The following is a 13,931-nucleotide window of genomic DNA, read 5'->3' as shown; positions in this document are numbered from 1 at the left end:
TCTCGACCGTCAGCGCGCCGTGGCCGCCCCCGCCGGTACCCGCTCGGCGTAGGCGTCGATGAGTTGCCGTTGCGCGGTCCGCAGGTAGTCGTCGAGCACCGCCTGCGCCCGCTCCAGATCACCGCCCCGGATCAGCTCCAGCAGCTCCCGGTGCCGGTCGAGGTAGGGCTGGTGAAAGGTCTGCGGCACCGCCATCACGTGGAACGCGAGGCGGATCTCGGCAAGCGCCTGACGCATGATCTCCTCGATGCGGGGGCTGCCGGCCAGGCCCGCGATGGCCTGATGGAACTGCAGGTTGGCGGTGCCCACGTCGGACCAGCGGCCCTCCGCCGCGGCCCGTTCGCCCGCGACGAGCGCGGCGTCGAGTGCCACCATCGCCTCGGCCGGGCTGTCCGGGGCGTTGCGGACGGCGGCGCCCTCCAGCACCCGGCGGAGCCGGTAGATGTCGACGACGTCCTGCACGTCGAGCATGCGGACGAAGACGCCGCGGTTGAGTTCGTGCACGACCAGCCGTTCGTGCGTCAGCAGCCGGAACGCCTCCCGGAGGGTGTTACGGGAGACGCCGAGCGCCGCGCCGATCATCTCCTCGGAGAGCCGGGTCCCCGGCAGCAGGGCGCCCTCGGTGATCCGTGCCCGCAGTATCTCCGCGACCCGTTCTGCGGTGCTCGCCCGGCTGAGCAGCGATCGGTCGTCCTGGAGCCTCGCCAGCCACGTCACGCGGTCATTGTCCTGCATCACGGTGGGCCCACAATCGAGAGAATGTCCAGTGCGGGGACACGTCAACACGACCATTGACGGATTGTTCAACAGTCTGCCAACCTCGACGGCGTACGCGGCGGCCCGCGGGAGGTGTGATGCCGGTCATCCTCGATCTGAACTGTGACCTCGGGGAGGGCTTCGGAGTCTGGGAGCTCGGCGACGACGCCGCCCTGCTCTCCGTCGTGACCAGCGCCAACGTCGCCTGCGGGTTCCACGCCGGCGACCCGACGATCATGCGCCGGGTCTGTGCCGAGGCGGTCGGCCGGGACGTGTCGATCGGTGCGCAGGTCGGCTACCGGGACCTGGCCGGCTTCGGTCGCCGGGCCATCGAGATGGAGCCGGAGCGGCTCGCCGACGACGTCCTCTACCAGATCGCCGCGCTGGACGGGATCGCCCGCAGCGAGGGCGGCCGGGTCCGCTACGTCAAGCCGCACGGCGCGCTCTACAACCGGACCGTGACCGACCAGGAGCAGGCCGCCGCGGTGGTGGCGGCGGTCTCCGGGTACGACCCGAGCCTGCCGATCCTCGGCCTGCCCGGTTCCCACCTGTTGCGGCACGCCGCCGCGGAAGGGCTGTCGGCCGTGCCGGAGGCGTTCGCCGACCGGGGCTACCTGGCCGACGGCACCCTGGCGAAGCGCGGCAGCAGCGGGGCGCTGCTCACCGACCCGGAGGCGGTGGCCCGGCGCTGTGTCGCGCTGGCCGGTACCGGGCAGGTGACGGCCGTCGACGGCACGGCGGTCACGGTCCGGGCCCGATCGCTCTGCCTGCACGGCGACACCCCGGGTGCGGTCACGCTGGCCCGTCGGGTGCGCGCGGCGTTGCGGGATGCCGGCGTGCGGCTCGCGCCGTTCGCCTGACCGGCCGGCAACCGGCACCGGCGTGCGGCTCGACTCCGTTCCTGCCGTAGTGGTCGCCGCTGTAGAGGGAGGTGTGGGACGTGCACAACTCGACCGGCGATGCGGGCGACCGCGCTCAGCTGCGCATCCTGACGGTGGGGCGGTGTGCGCTGCTGGTCGAGCTGGCGGAGCCGGTGCACGTCGCCGCGCTGGTGGCGGAGCTGCACCGGTGGCGGGAGCGGGGGGAACTGCCGGGCGTCGAGGAGGTCGTACCCGGGGACGTGACCGTGCTGGTCGACGGGCTGGAGCGCCCGGCGGAGCTGGCCCGGCGGCTCGCCGGCTGGCGTCCGGCGGCCGCCCGGTGGCCGGAGGGTCCGCTGGTCGAGGTGCCGGTCCGGTACGACGGTGCCGACCTGGCCGAGGTCGCCCGGCACTGGCAGGTCACCGAGGAGGAGGTCGGGCGGGTCCACAGCGCCTGGGAATACCGGGTGGCGTTCTGCGGCTTCGCGCCCGGCTTCGGCTACCTCACCGGTCTGCCGGAGCGCTATCACCTGCCCCGGCGGGCGACGCCCCGGACCCGGGTACCGGCCGGCTCGGTGGCGCTGGCCGGCGGCTACGCCGGGATCTATCCCCGGTCCTCGCCCGGCGGCTGGCAACTGATCGGCCGCACCGACCTGGTCCTCTTCGACCCGGACCGGGATCCGGTCGCCCTGCTCACCCCGGGTACCCGGGTCCGGTTCCGGGAGGTCGGCCGATGAATGCCGGGCAGTCCGGGCGGGGGGTCCGGACCGGGGCTCTCGTCGAGGTGCTCCGGCCCGGCGCGCTCAGCACCGTGCAGGATCTCGGCCGTCCCGGACACGCCCATCTCGGGGTGCCCCGGTCCGGTGCTCTCGACCGGCCGGCGCACCTGCTGGCGAACCGGCTGGTCGGCAACCCGCCCGGCGCGGCGACGATCGAGACGACCGTCACCGGGATCTCGGTGCGGGTCGGTCGGGCCGGCACTGTCGCGGTCACCGGAGCCTGGGCGCCGGTGACCGTGGACGGCCGGCCGGCGGGCTGGTCCGCGCCGGTGGCGGTGCCGGCCGGTGCCCGGGTCGAGGTGGCCACCGCCCGGCGCGGGCTGCGCAGCTACCTCGCCTTCTCCGGCGGGATCGCGGTACCGGCCGTGCTCGGCAGCCGCGCGACCGACCTGCTCTCCGGGCTCGGCCCGGCGCCGCTCGCCGCGGGTGACCGGCTGCCGCTCGGCGACGTGGTCGGGCCGCCCGCGCCGGTCGACGTCGCGCCTACCGCCGCGCTTGCCGAGGAGGTGACGCTGCGCCTGCTGCTCGGCCCCCGGGCCGACTGGTTCACCGACGACGCGGTCCGGATGCTGGCGGCGGAGCGCTACCAGGTGTCGACCTCGAGCAACCGGATCGGTGTACGCCTGGCGGGGCCGGCGCTGCCGAGGCGGATCGGCGGGGAACTACGCAGCGAGGGCCTGGTGCTCGGCGCGGTGCAGGTGCCGGCGGCCGGCATGCCGGTGATCTTCCTGGCGGACCATCCCACCATGGGCGGCTATCCGGTGATCGGCGTGCTGCATCCCGACGACCTCCCGCTGGTCGCCCAGGCCGCTCCGGGGCATCGGGTACGGTTCCGGATGGTCCACCCGCCCGCCCTCGATGCTCCGCCGAACGGCCGGGCCGATGATGGTGACTCGGGCCAACTCGGGCCACACCAGCATCAATAGATCATTGTTGATATTTAAGCCTGTAGATGTAATACTGCTGGAAGCGCTCCCATTCCGACCTTCCGCGCCCAAGAACGGAGGATGTGCTATGCGTTTCCGCAAGCCCGAGCAATCCGGCACGCGAGCCCGGTCAGCAGCCCGCCAGCCCCTGCGAGCGCTCACCGTGGTGCTCGCCATGGTGGTCGGCCTGCTGCCCTGGGTCGGTGCGGCCCAGGCACACGGCACCATCATCAACCCGGCGTCCCGGGCCTACCAGTGCTGGAAGACCTGGGGCAACAACCACACGAACCCGGCAATGCAGCAGCAGGACCCCATGTGCTACCGGGCGTTCCAGGCGAACCCCGACACCATGTGGAACTGGATGAGTGCGCTGCGGGACGGTCTCGGTGGGCAGTTCCAGGCCCGTACGCCGGACGGGCAGCTCTGCAGCAACGCTCTGTCCAGGAACAACACCCTGAACGAGCCTGGCCAGTGGAAGATGACCAACGTCGGCAGCAACTTCACCGTCCAGCTGTACGACCAGGCCAGCCACGGTGCCGACTACTTCCGGGTCTACGTGAGCAAGAACGGGTTCAACCCCGCCAGCCAGCGTCTCGGTTGGGGGAACCTGGACTTCATCACGCAGACCGGGCGCTACGCCCCGGCACAGAACATCTCGTTCAACGTCTCGACCTCCGGCTACCGGGGACACCACATCCTCTTCGTCATCTGGCAGGCCTCGCACCTCGACCAGGCCTACATGTGGTGTAGCGACGTGAACTTCGGCTGATCGGCGCGACCGACAGCCACCGCACCACTCCGGCCCGGGACGTCACCGTCCTGGGCCGGAGCGCGTGTCGGTGGAACGCCGTCGGCGAGCCCGCCCACGGAGCGGCACGCAAGATCATGCTTGGATGGGGGAGTGGCTGGGGGATCCCCTGGCCGGGGAGGAGCAGACCATGACCGGGCCCAACCGTCCCGCCTTCCATCTGGCGATTCCGGTCGACGACCTGGCGCGGGCCCGCGCCTTCTACGGCGGGGTGCTCGGGCTGGCCGAGGGACGGTCGGCGGAGAGCTGGATCGACTGGGATCTCCACGGCCATCAGGTGGTGACGCACGTCGTACCGGCGGCCCGGCAGGCCGACGCGGGACGCAACCCGGTGGACGGGCACGACGTACCGGTGCCGCACTTCGGGCTCATCCTTCCCGTCGACGACTTTCACGCCCTGGCCGAGCGGATCCGCGCCGCCGGTGCCGAGTTCGTGATCGCGCCGTACCTGCGGTTCGCGGGCGAGCCGGGGGAGCAGTGGACCATGTTCTTCCGCGACCCGGCCGGTAACGCCCTGGAGTTCAAGGCGTTCCGGGACGAGTCGCAGATCTTCGCCAGCTGAGCTGGAAACCGGTGGACGGCCGGCTCCGCCCGGCCTGGCGTCTGAGCCGACCAGACGTAAGGACTGTCAGCAGTGGACCTACCACGTAGCTTCACCATCCGGGAGAGCAGCCACCGCATCCACAACCCGTTCGACGCCGGCAGACTTGCCGTGCTCGGCGCGGCGCCGCGAATCCCGCCCGAAACCCGGATGCTCGACCTAGCCTTCGGCTCCGGCGAGATGCTCTGCACCTGGGCCCGCGACCACTGAACCGTCCCGGCCCGTGCCCCGGCGCTCCGCCGCCGGGGCCGTTCCGGCCCGCAACGCGGCCGGATCGGTGAGCCGCTCCCGGAACGACGCGGCGGTGTTGAGCAGCGGAAAGGGCTCGGCCGGCACCTCGACGCCGAGAAACTCGCAGAGCGGCTCCCAGCCGTGCGCCACGTCGAACTCGAGCAACCGGTCGGCGGGCACCGTCGCCCGTACCTCGGCGACGTGGTCCCGATAGACCCGCAGCGCGTGTTCCCGGTCGTCGAAGCGGCCGTCGAAGGTGCCCTGCCAGATCAGCGCCGCCGTCAACGTCGGCTGGTCCAGCAACTCCGGACGGGCCTCCAACGCCTGCCGCAGCCCTTCGGGCGCGTTGGCCGGGTCGATGGTCCGAGACTGGTAGATGGTGCCGTGCACGCTGTCGTACCACTGTTGCGGGTCGCGTACGGTCAACAGCACCCTGGCGTCCGGATAGACCTCGACCAGCTCGCGCCAGAAGTACACGCTCGGCCAGTCCACCGCGCTCCGGTAGCCGCCGAGCAGTCCCGGCCAGTCCACCGGCCCGCCCGCCGCGGCCCGCAGCCAGTCGGCGATCGTCTCCGGGTGCGTGAAGAGCTCGGCCATGTGGTGGCACGGGCCGAAGCCGAGCAGTTCCAACGCCTCCTTCGTCGACCTGGTGCCGGTACGCCCGAAGCCCACCCCGATGACGCGCAACCCGCCGCCTCCTTCCACAGTGTCGGCCCGCCCCGGTCGAACGCCGGCCCGTCCGATCGGGACGGGCCCGGAACGGGGTCCGGTCCCGACAAGTCCACTCCATCGACTTCCGGATGTCGAGGGTGCGCGGCTCAGCCGTCCCCGGCCGCCTCGGCCAGCAGGTCGGTCGCACCGGCCCGCTCGGCCAAGCCGGCACAGCCAACCGGGTCGCGCTCGCCGTCGGCGATCACGACGTCGTAGCGCAGCCGCAGCTCGGCGCCGGGCGCGAAGGCGTACTCCCGGTCGAAGAACGGGGCCGGCCCGAGACAGCCGTACGGTTCGGTGCGGACGAACCATCGGGTCGGTGCGCCGGGGTTCGCCGGATGGTCCCGGAAGACCAGAGTCGAGGCAAGGGTCTCCGGCGGGCCGAAGCCGTCGTGTCGGCCGGTGAAGCCGAGCCACGGGCCGCGCCAGCCCATCAGCTCGTCGGCGCCGGTCCCGGTCGCGGTGACCACCCGGCCGCCCCGGAACGAGCGGGGACCCTGCCAGAAGAGGCCGCCGTAGCCGGCGTTCTCCCGGCCCTGGGTGGTGGGGCTGCCGATCGTGATCTCCGCGTCGCCGTCGTTGCGCAGCACCGTCTCGAACGCCAGCCGCCACGCCCCCTGGTCGGCCCAGACCGCCACACCCAGCCGGCGCCGCTCGGAGACCACCGGGTCTCCACCGTGCCGGACCCAGCGCAGCCGCTCGACCACGCCGGCGGCGTCGGCCCCGCGGCGCAGCACCGGAAAGTCGAGGTGCTCGATCATCCCGATGTTGTCGAGCGTGCGGTAGCCCTCGCCACGCCGGTAGCTGCCGCCGCCCCAGAAGTTGTCCGGGCCGAAGTTGGAGATGCCGAAGCAGAGGCCCTTGTGCCAGAGATGGTCGTGCGGCCGGTAGAGGCTGACGACGGCGCCGGCCAGGGTCCGCAGCGGATGGACGTAGGGCCGGGGTGCCTCCGACCGGGGCTCGGCCGGTGCGTAGACGTAGTGGAGGAGGTCGCCGCCACGCCAGCCGACCCGCACCGACCGGCCGACGTCGTGGCCGACGGTCAGCTCCATCGCGGCCCGTCCCCCTGCATCCGCCGGTGGAACGGCGACTCCTCGGTGAGGTCGTCCGGCCGGACCGGCCGGCGGGTGAACGCCGAGGCGTAGACCCCGGCGACCAGTCGCATCGTCCGGCGGGCCTCGGCAGAGCTGACCGGCGGTGGGGTGCCGACGCGCAGGCTCCGGACCACCTCGGCGAACTGCGCCTGGTGGCTGCTGCGTACCCCGGCCGCGCCGGTCCGCCAGGCGGCCAGCACCTCGTCGGCGTACTCCGGTGCCGGGGTGATCCGCCAGTCGTCGTCGCCGTAGCCGTACAGGTGGGTCAGCTCGACCGTGGCGCGCTCGAAGTCGAAGCGGAGATAACTCTCCTCCCGGGTCGAGAGCAGGCTGTTCACCACGCTCGCCACGGCGCCGTTGGCGAAGCTGACGTGTGCCATGCTGAGGTCCTCGGTCTCCGAGCGCCGGGCCTGCTGCCGGGCCAGGGCCGAGACCTCGGTCCAGTCACCCAGGATCGCGCAGAGCAGGTCCATCTGGTGGATGCCGTGCCCCATCGTCGGGCCGCCGCCCTCGGTGTCCCAGCGCCCCCGCCACTCGACGTCGAAGTAGTCCTGGGTGCGCAGCCAGGTGGTGTGGCAGATCGCCACCAGCGGCCGGCCCAGCACACCCGCGTCGTGCATGGCGCGCAGCCGCAGCGCACCGGTGCCGAACCGGTGCTGGAAGACGGTGGCCAGCGCCGCACCGTACCGCCGCTCGGCCGCGACCAGCTCCTCCAGCTCGGCGAGGTTCAGCGTTGGCGGCTTTTCGACAAGCACGTTGCTGCCGGCCCGCAGGCAGGCGAGGGCCAGCTCGTGGTGCGACCCCGGCGGGGTGCAGATGTGTACCAGTTCCGGCTGTTCCTTCTCCAGCAGGCCAGCCAGGTCGGGGTGCCGGGCGGGTACGTCGTACCGGTCGCAGAACGCCGACAGCCGGGCACCGTCGACGTCGACGGCACCGACGAGCCGTACCTCCTCGCCGAGCCGTCCGAGAGCTTCGGCGTGCAGACGGGCGATGTTGCCGGTACCGACCACGGCGACACGGATGGGTTCCACAGCTGCTCCTTCGGGGGTTCCGGGGGCTGTGCTCAGTCGGTGGCGGGCCGCTCGGGCGTGCCCGGCGCGGTGGTCGTCGCAGGGGAGGGGCGGTGGGGGTCGTACGCGGAGAGGAAGCCGCACATGCCCAGCGTCGTCTGCTCCGGTTGACTGATCCGGCCGACGGCTGCCTCGAAGAGGTGGCGGTGGTCGCCGCGACGCAGGGCGTCCAGCTGTGCCCCGGTCTGCCGGCTCACCGCCGCCGGCCCCTGCTCCCACCGGGCCTGCCAGGCGTCGAGCTGTGGGCGTACCAGGGCGGCGGCCGCCGTGTAGAAGTCGTCGAGCGCGCGGGTGTCGCCGGCCGCACACCGGCGGCGGAGTTCGGTGAACCCCTCGATGGCGAGGTCCCGGCGGGCCCGCGCCCGCTCGGCGGAGGGCGGGCCGGTGCCGTCGCGGCCGGTCAGCGCGACCGCCCGCCGGTACGTCGCCGGGTCGGCGAGCTGCTCCGGCGGCAGGGTGAGCACGGCGTCCCCGGCCTCCGGCAGTCCGCTGTTCTGCATCACGACGACCACCTGGAGCGCGCCGTCGTCGTTCACCGCCCGGTGGATGGTGCCGGGGGTGAACCAGAGCACGTCACCCGGGCCGAGCGGCGATTCCGCGAAGCCGCGCGCGGTCAGGGTCTGCAACCGTCCCCGACCACCGACCACGATGTAGCACTCGGTGCAGCAGAGGTGCACGTGCGGCGTGCCGCCGTGCAGCCCGTCGTCGGTCTGCCAGGGATAGACCCGCAGGTTGGTGATGCCGACGGCCCCGGGGAATGGCGGCAGCGCGGCACTGTCGGACGCTGCCGGCGGGGTGCTACTGCCGGCCGACGCCGCCGGTGGGGTGCCGCCGCCGCCGGCGGCGTCGGCGGTCACGGCGCGTGCTCCGCGGCGAAGGTCTCGATCTCGGCCCGCTCCCACGCCCGGTCGGCGAAGACCACCCGGTGGGCGAGCCGGAGGGTCTCGTCGGGGGCGAGCACCACCTCCTCGTCGAAGGCGGGCGACGGGTTGACGGCGGGGAACGGGGTGTTGCGGACGAACCACCTCAGCGGGACCGGCGCGCTGGAGGTGCCGGCGAAGACGAGCACGGTGCCGCCGCCGTCCACCTCGTCGTGCTCGGCGGTGTACGCCAGCCAGGGCGACTGCCGGCCCATGCACTCCGGGCCGCCGCCGTCGGCGGTGACGATCTCGCCGCCGGTCCAGCCGCGCGGCCCTCGCCAGAAGAAGCCGGTGTAGCCGGCGTTCGGCCGGCCGTGCGTGGTCGGGCTGCCGACCCGCAGCTCCGCGCCGCGGATGTTGCGCAGCTCGGTGCGGAAGTCGAGCATCCAGGTGCCGCGCGCCGCGTTCACCCCGTGGAACCGCAGCTCCCGCCGTTCGGCGACCCAGTGTTCGCCGGTCGACGTGATCCAGGTCAGCGACTCCACCAGGGTCAGCTCGGTCGGGGTGACGTCGACGAGGTCGAACGCGTCGTGCCGCATCCGGCCGACGGTGTCGAGTCTGGTGTAGCCCCGGTCGCGCACGTACGAGTTGCCGCCCCAGAAATTCTGCCCCGACAGGTGCGAGATGGTCATCTGAAGCCCCTTGTGCCACCGGTGGTCGTTGGGCCGGTATGCCGAGACCAAGGCTCCGTCGAGGGTACGTAGCGGGTGCAGGTAGGGCTTGGGTGACTCGAAGGCCGGCGTGGCGGAGTCGTACACGTAGGTGGCGATCTCGACCCCGCTGGTGCGTACGACGATGTGGCGGCCGTGTTCGTGGGTGACGGTGAGCGTGCCGGCGACCCCGTGCGGGGAGGTCGGGTTGCTGCTCTCCACTGAGGTCACGGCGTTGTTCGGGGAGGTCATGGGAGCGATGGTGCCTTTCCAGGGGCGTGACGGTCATGGGGCCCGGGCCGGTAACCGCTTTCCCGAGCTAACCGCCTCCACCTGGCCCCGTCAAGATCCAGCAGCTCCTGAAAGGTTTTCGGCCCAGCCGGGCGGCCTAGCCGGGCGGCCTAGCCGGGCCGACCCAGCCATCGCCCAGCCATCGCCCGGCCGTTCAGGACCGGCCGTTCAGGACCGGCCGTTCAGGACCGGCCGGACGGGACCGACCGGACGGGACCGGGGCGATCCGGCGGTAGGGTGCGGATGCCGGCAGGGTCGCCGGTCCGCCACGCCACCTCGACACGTTTCCGGGGCCGCAGCCATGACCAAGCGCTCGTCCGGGACCATCACGCTGATGGACGTGGCCCACCGGGCCGGCGTCTCGGTGGCGACCGCGTCACGGGTGCTCAACGGCAGCGGTACCCGCCAGGTCCGACCGGATCTGACCGACCGGGTGCTGGCCGCCGCGACCGCGCTGAACTACTCCGCCCACGCACCGGCCCAGGCGATGGCCCGGGGGCGTGGCAACGTGGTCGGGCTGCTGGTGCACGACATCGCCGACCCGTTCTTCTCGTCCATCGCGGCCGGCGTGATGCGCGCCGCCGAGCACCACCGCAGCATCGTCACGATGTACAGCACGATGGGGCGGGCCGAACGGGAACTCGACTACCTGGTGACGCTGCGAGGCCAGCGGCCCCGCGCCGTCATCCTGGCCGGCAGCCGGAGCACCGACCGGGCGCTGCGGGATCGGCTCGGCGGCGAGCTGCGGGTCATCGAGGAGGCCGGTGCCCGGGTCGCGCTGATCAGCCAGCACGTCCTGCCCGTCGACACGGTGCTGCTGGAGAACCGGGAGGGGGCGCGGCTGCTCGCCCGGCGGCTGGTGGAGCTGGGGCACCGCCGGTTCGCCGTACTCGCCGGACCCCGGCACCTGCTCACCGCCCGGGACCGGCTCGCGGGGTTCCGGGCCGGGCTCGCCGATGCCGGGGTGGCGCTGCCGAGGACGCGGGTGGTGCACGGCGAGTTCACCCGGGACGGCGGGTACGCCACCATGCGGGACCTGCTCGACGCCGGTCTGCAGGCCGGTTGTGTCTTCGCTGTCAACGACGTGATGGCGGTCGGGGCGATCTCCGCACTGCGCGACCACGGGGTGCCGCTGCCGCACGGCATGGCGGTGGCCGGCTTCGACGACATCGTCACGCTCCGGGACGTCACACCGTCGCTCACCACGGTGCGGCTGCCACTGGAGGAGGTCGGGGCCGCCGCGCTGGAGATCGTCATGCAGCCCCCGGCCGACCGTCCCCGGCTACGCCGGATCCGCGCCGAGGTGGTCGTCCGGGACAGCACACCCGCGACGATTTGACCCGCCCACCGACCTGACCCGTGCGTCCCGACCTGACCCGCGCGCCGCAGTGGTTCAGAGCCGCCGCCACCAGGTCTGCTCCACCAGGTCGTGGCCGAAGCTGCGGCGCGGCGACTGGTCGCGACGCGTGAAGCCGGCCTTCTCGTAGATCCGCCGCGCGTCGGTGAGCATGTCGTTGGTCCAGAGCATGATCTCGCGGTAGCCGGCCCGGCGGGCGAACCGCAGGCACTCGTCGACCAGGCGGCTGCCGATGCCCATGCCCCGGGCCTCCGGCTCTACCAGCAGCAGCCGGAGCCGGGCCACCGCGTCGTCGCGCCGGACGCAGAAGACGGAGCCGGCAGGTGCGCCGTCGACCTCGGCGATCCAGGCGGCCTCGCGGGCGGGGTCGCGGTGCTCGGCGTAGTCGGCGACGATCCGGGCGACCAGAGCCTCGAAGGTGGCGTCCCAGTCGTACTCCTCGGCGTAGCGGACGCCGTGCCGGTGCACCACCCAGCCGAGGTCGCCGGCCCGCAGTGGTCGCAACAGGTACGCCCGGGGCGGTGCCGCCCCGCCCAGCACCTGACGGATCGTGCGCATCGCCTCGACCAGCCGTGCCCGGTCGGCCTCGGGCACCCGGCCGAGCAGCGCCTCGGTCCCGGTCTGGGTGCGCTCGTCCAGCAGGCGGTACGCGGCCCGCCCGGCCCCGGTCAGCGTGATCACCTGGCGGCGCGCGTCGTCCGGTGACTGGCTCCGCTCGACGAGGCCGTCGGCGGCGAACCGGGAGAGGATCCGGCTCAGGTAACCGGGGTCCAGCGCCAGTTCGCGGCGGAGCGCCGGCACCTCGGTGGCGGGACGCTGGGCCAGTTCGTAGATCACCCTGGCGTCGGTGAGCGAGAAGGGAGTGCGGACCAGTCCCTCGTCGAGCGCGCCGATGATCCGGGTGTAGAAGCGGTTGAAGTCGCGTACGGCGGCGGCCTGCGGGGCCAGGGGCGTCCCGGACACCTCGGGCGAAGATCCGCCCGGCGTAGCGGGCGCGACAGATGAACTCATTTGACTATTTCAGCAAATCTGTTGCCTCTGTCAATGGTTAGGTCGCCCGGCCTCCTGTCAGGTCTCCGCACCCCGGTAGTCGTACAGCTGGTCGACGAAGCGACGGCGCAGCGGCGGGAGCCGGCTGGTCACGCTGAAATAGCCCCGCGCGCCCAGCATGGCGAGCCGGCCGATAACCGGCTTGTAGATCGGATCGTCGCCGTTGGTGCCGTTGGTCCGCAGCGAGTCGGCGACCCGGGCGAAGCCGTACCGGAGCATTTCCGTCTCGTAGTCCGCCACCCCGGCCGGCAGCGGCTTGGCGCCGGCCGCGACCGCGACCAGTTGCCGGTGCAACAGCGCGGCGTCCCGCAACGCGGTGTTGGCGCCCACCCCGCGCCCCGGGGTCATGGTGTGGATCGCGTCGCCGAGCAGCGTTACGTTGCTGCTGGGCCAGGGCTCGAGCGGGACCGACGTGGCGACCTTGATCGGAATGACGCTGTTTGGGTCGGCGTGCCGCAGCAGTTCGCGCAGGTGCGGATGCCAGTTCCGGGTCAGCGCGCGGGCGACCTCGGCGAGGCGCTCGCCGCGCAACTGCAGCACGTCCGGCGGAAAGCGGTCGGCGGCGCTCCAGACGATCAGGTTGATGCAGTCCCGGGTGTTGTCGAAGAGCAGCCCTGGCCACTGCCCGATGAGCCGGGCCTCGGTGACCCCGACACCGGGCTTGACCGAGCCGCGCTGGTCCCACTTGAACTCCATCACGTGCAGTACGCCCATCACCCCGCCCGCTCCGAAGATCAGCGAAATGCCCCGGTGCATCTCGTCGGTGAGCAGGCTCCGGGTCTGCTCGGTCAACGGGATCTTGCTGGCGATGTTGATGCTGCCGGCATCCCGCACCTCGGCGTGCGGCAGGTACTGCCGGCGTACGGCGGAGTGGGTGCCGTCGGCGGCGATCAGCAGGTCCCCGGTGGCCGAGCTGCCGTCGGCGAAGTGCGCGGTGACCCGGCCGTCGTCGCGGCGCTCGTAGTGCGTGAAGGTCTTGCCGAAGTGCACCACGTCGTCCATCCCGGTCAGCAGGACCTGGCGCAGCGTCATCCGGGAGACCGACTGGTCGATGCTGGTCGGGTCGGCCTCGGGGCGCAGCGCGAAGGACGCCGTCCGGTGCAACTGCCCGGTGAAGACGTTGAAATACCGGGGTGGTCGGGCGCAGGTGGCGAGAAACGTGGTGAACAGCTCGGGGGGCAGGCACTCCCGCAGCGCCCGGCAGCCGGTCGGGTTGATCCCGACCCGGTAGCCGAGCAGCCCGTCGCTGCGGTGGCGGTGGCGCTCGTAGACGGCGACGCCGATGCCGGCCCGCCGCAGGCCGTGCGCCAGGCACATGCCGCCGGTTCCGGCACCGATGACGAGTACGCGGATCGGTCTGTTGGGCATCGGCGCGATCAGCTCGGAGCACCGGCCGGGCTGGCCGGCGGGATCGTGGCCGTCGTCATCCCAGCCGGGCCGTCCCAGCGGTAGAAGCAGCGGGCCATCGCGTCGCGCGGCGAGCGCCAGGTCGGCGAGTACGGCGAGATGAACTCGCCCAGCCGCTGGGTGACACTGAGGAAGAGCGGATGCCGGTTCGCCTGTTCCAACCGGGCCGGCCCGGAATCCTCCGTCTCCATCAGGTGCAGGCAGAGGTCGTCGAGGTGGTAGAGCGAGCGGTGCCGCACACCGGTGACGGTGTGCAGATCGGTCCCGTCGGCCTCGGCGAGGATCTTCGCGATCTCCTCCTCGGTTCCCGGGACGATCCTGCCCACGATCAGGACGCGATTCATCTCGACTCCCACTGCTGCTAGGGCTCGGCCCACCGACCCGGTGCGGCCGGACAACCTGCCGGCCGTCCGTCGAGCA

At 72.5% G+C, this 13,931-nt stretch carries 16 protein-coding genes; 7 read left to right on the top strand and 9 right to left on the bottom strand.

Features of this window, described 5'->3' with window-relative positions:
- Positions 1 to 9: 9 nt before the first annotated feature.
- Complete coding sequence (locus ACN28C_RS23730) at positions 10 to 717, bottom strand: GntR family transcriptional regulator (protein WP_422769729.1); 708 nt, start codon at positions 715 to 717, stop codon at positions 10 to 12.
- Positions 718 to 854: 137 nt separating this feature from the next.
- Between ACN28C_RS23730 and ACN28C_RS23725 the strand changes: the two genes are divergently transcribed.
- The 6 genes from ACN28C_RS23725 (at position 855) to ACN28C_RS23700 (ending at position 4,940) form a co-directional block, all read left to right on the top strand.
- A complete protein-coding gene (locus tag ACN28C_RS23725; protein ID WP_422769728.1) occupies positions 855 to 1,616 on the top strand; it encodes a LamB/YcsF family protein in 762 nt (253 codons plus the stop codon).
- 80 nt (positions 1,617 to 1,696) lie between these two features.
- Positions 1,697 to 2,353 (top strand): 5-oxoprolinase subunit PxpB, encoded by a 657-nt coding sequence (pxpB, locus tag ACN28C_RS23720; protein WP_422769727.1) that lies wholly within the window; start codon positions 1,697 to 1,699, stop codon positions 2,351 to 2,353.
- Positions 2,350 to 3,321, top strand: a complete 972-nt coding sequence (locus ACN28C_RS23715) for a biotin-dependent carboxyltransferase family protein (RefSeq protein ID WP_422769726.1) — start codon at positions 2,350 to 2,352, stop codon at positions 3,319 to 3,321. The genes pxpB and ACN28C_RS23715 overlap by 4 nt, the downstream gene beginning before the upstream one ends.
- An 88-nt stretch (positions 3,322 to 3,409) precedes the next feature.
- Complete coding sequence (locus tag ACN28C_RS23710; protein WP_422769725.1) at positions 3,410 to 4,090, top strand: lytic polysaccharide monooxygenase auxiliary activity family 9 protein; 681 nt, start codon at positions 3,410 to 3,412, stop codon at positions 4,088 to 4,090.
- Between the two features lie 124 nt (positions 4,091 to 4,214).
- The gene (locus ACN28C_RS23705) at positions 4,215 to 4,691 is read left to right on the top strand and encodes a VOC family protein (RefSeq protein ID WP_422769724.1); all 477 of its coding nucleotides are present in this window, start codon (positions 4,215 to 4,217) and stop codon (positions 4,689 to 4,691) included.
- Positions 4,692 to 4,763: 72 nt separating this feature from the next.
- Positions 4,764 to 4,940 carry a hypothetical protein gene (locus ACN28C_RS23700; RefSeq protein ID WP_422769723.1) on the top strand — a complete coding sequence of 59 codons (177 nt, stop codon included), beginning with the start codon at positions 4,764 to 4,766 and terminating at the stop codon, positions 4,938 to 4,940.
- Here ACN28C_RS23700 and ACN28C_RS23695 read toward each other — a convergent pair.
- The 5 genes from ACN28C_RS23695 to ACN28C_RS23675 form a co-directional block, all read right to left on the bottom strand.
- Positions 4,890 to 5,648, bottom strand: coding sequence for a sulfotransferase family protein (locus ACN28C_RS23695; protein WP_422769722.1), 759 nt, complete (start codon positions 5,646 to 5,648; stop codon positions 4,890 to 4,892). The genes ACN28C_RS23700 and ACN28C_RS23695 overlap by 51 nt on opposite strands.
- A gap of 131 nt (positions 5,649 to 5,779) precedes the next feature.
- A complete protein-coding gene (locus ACN28C_RS23690; RefSeq protein ID WP_422769721.1) occupies positions 5,780 to 6,724 on the bottom strand; it encodes a PmoA family protein in 945 nt (314 codons plus the stop codon).
- A complete protein-coding gene (locus ACN28C_RS23685) occupies positions 6,715 to 7,797 on the bottom strand; it encodes a Gfo/Idh/MocA family protein (protein WP_422769720.1) in 1,083 nt (360 codons plus the stop codon). Before ACN28C_RS23685 ends, ACN28C_RS23690 begins: the two co-directional genes overlap by 10 nt.
- A 32-nt stretch (positions 7,798 to 7,829) precedes the next feature.
- On the bottom strand, positions 7,830 to 8,693 hold the full coding sequence (locus ACN28C_RS23680) for a cupin domain-containing protein (protein WP_422769719.1): 864 nt from the start codon (positions 8,691 to 8,693) through the stop codon (positions 7,830 to 7,832).
- Positions 8,690 to 9,658 (bottom strand): PmoA family protein, encoded by a 969-nt coding sequence (locus ACN28C_RS23675; RefSeq protein ID WP_422769718.1) that lies wholly within the window; start codon positions 9,656 to 9,658, stop codon positions 8,690 to 8,692. The genes ACN28C_RS23680 and ACN28C_RS23675 overlap by 4 nt, the downstream gene beginning before the upstream one ends.
- A 340-nt stretch (positions 9,659 to 9,998) precedes the next feature.
- On the opposite strand from ACN28C_RS23675, the gene ACN28C_RS23670 reads away from it, so the two are divergent.
- Positions 9,999 to 11,036, top strand: a complete 1,038-nt coding sequence (locus ACN28C_RS23670) for a LacI family DNA-binding transcriptional regulator (protein ID WP_422769717.1) — start codon at positions 9,999 to 10,001, stop codon at positions 11,034 to 11,036.
- Between the two features lie 54 nt (positions 11,037 to 11,090).
- Here ACN28C_RS23670 and ACN28C_RS23665 read toward each other — a convergent pair whose 3' ends face one another.
- From ACN28C_RS23665 to ACN28C_RS23655, 3 genes are all read right to left on the bottom strand, one after another.
- Entirely contained in the window at positions 11,091 to 12,017 is a 927-nt protein-coding gene (locus ACN28C_RS23665) for a bifunctional helix-turn-helix transcriptional regulator/GNAT family N-acetyltransferase (RefSeq protein ID WP_422769716.1), read from the bottom strand.
- A 105-nt stretch (positions 12,018 to 12,122) separates the two neighbouring features.
- Positions 12,123 to 13,472 carry an FAD-dependent oxidoreductase gene (locus ACN28C_RS23660; RefSeq protein WP_422769715.1) on the bottom strand — a complete coding sequence of 450 codons (1,350 nt, stop codon included), beginning with the start codon at positions 13,470 to 13,472 and terminating at the stop codon, positions 12,123 to 12,125.
- Positions 13,473 to 13,480: 8 nt separating this feature from the next.
- A complete protein-coding gene (locus ACN28C_RS23655) occupies positions 13,481 to 13,855 on the bottom strand; it encodes a TcmI family type II polyketide cyclase (protein WP_422769714.1) in 375 nt (124 codons plus the stop codon).
- Positions 13,856 to 13,931 lie beyond the last annotated feature (76 nt).

This window comes from Plantactinospora sp. WMMC1484, assembly GCF_049315195.1.
Taxonomy (GTDB): domain Bacteria; phylum Actinomycetota; class Actinomycetes; order Mycobacteriales; family Micromonosporaceae; genus Plantactinospora.
This window is presented reverse-complemented; position numbering and strand designations above follow the sequence as displayed.

What these genes read in the sequence shown, in the direction of transcription:
- ACN28C_RS23725 (WP_422769728.1), top strand. Translation starts at nt 855, where the DNA reads ATGCCGGTCATCCTCGATCTGAACTGTGACCTCGGGGAGGGCTTCGGA.
- ACN28C_RS23715 (WP_422769726.1), top strand. Translation starts at nt 2,350, where the DNA reads ATGAATGCCGGGCAGTCCGGGCGGGGGGTCCGGACCGGGGCTCTCGTC.
- ACN28C_RS23710 (WP_422769725.1), top strand. Translation starts at nt 3,410, where the DNA reads ATGCGTTTCCGCAAGCCCGAGCAATCCGGCACGCGAGCCCGGTCAGCA.
- ACN28C_RS23705 (WP_422769724.1), top strand. Translation starts at nt 4,215, where the DNA reads ATGGGGGAGTGGCTGGGGGATCCCCTGGCCGGGGAGGAGCAGACCATG.
- ACN28C_RS23690 (WP_422769721.1), bottom strand. Translation starts at nt 6,724, where the DNA reads ATGGAGCTGACCGTCGGCCACGACGTCGGCCGGTCGGTGCGGGTCGGC.
- ACN28C_RS23675 (WP_422769718.1), bottom strand. Translation starts at nt 9,658, where the DNA reads ATGACCTCCCCGAACAACGCCGTGACCTCAGTGGAGAGCAGCAACCCG.
- ACN28C_RS23670 (WP_422769717.1), top strand. Translation starts at nt 9,999, where the DNA reads ATGACCAAGCGCTCGTCCGGGACCATCACGCTGATGGACGTGGCCCAC.
- ACN28C_RS23660 (WP_422769715.1), bottom strand. Translation starts at nt 13,472, where the DNA reads ATGCCCAACAGACCGATCCGCGTACTCGTCATCGGTGCCGGAACCGGC.
- ACN28C_RS23655 (WP_422769714.1), bottom strand. Translation starts at nt 13,855, where the DNA reads ATGAATCGCGTCCTGATCGTGGGCAGGATCGTCCCGGGAACCGAGGAG.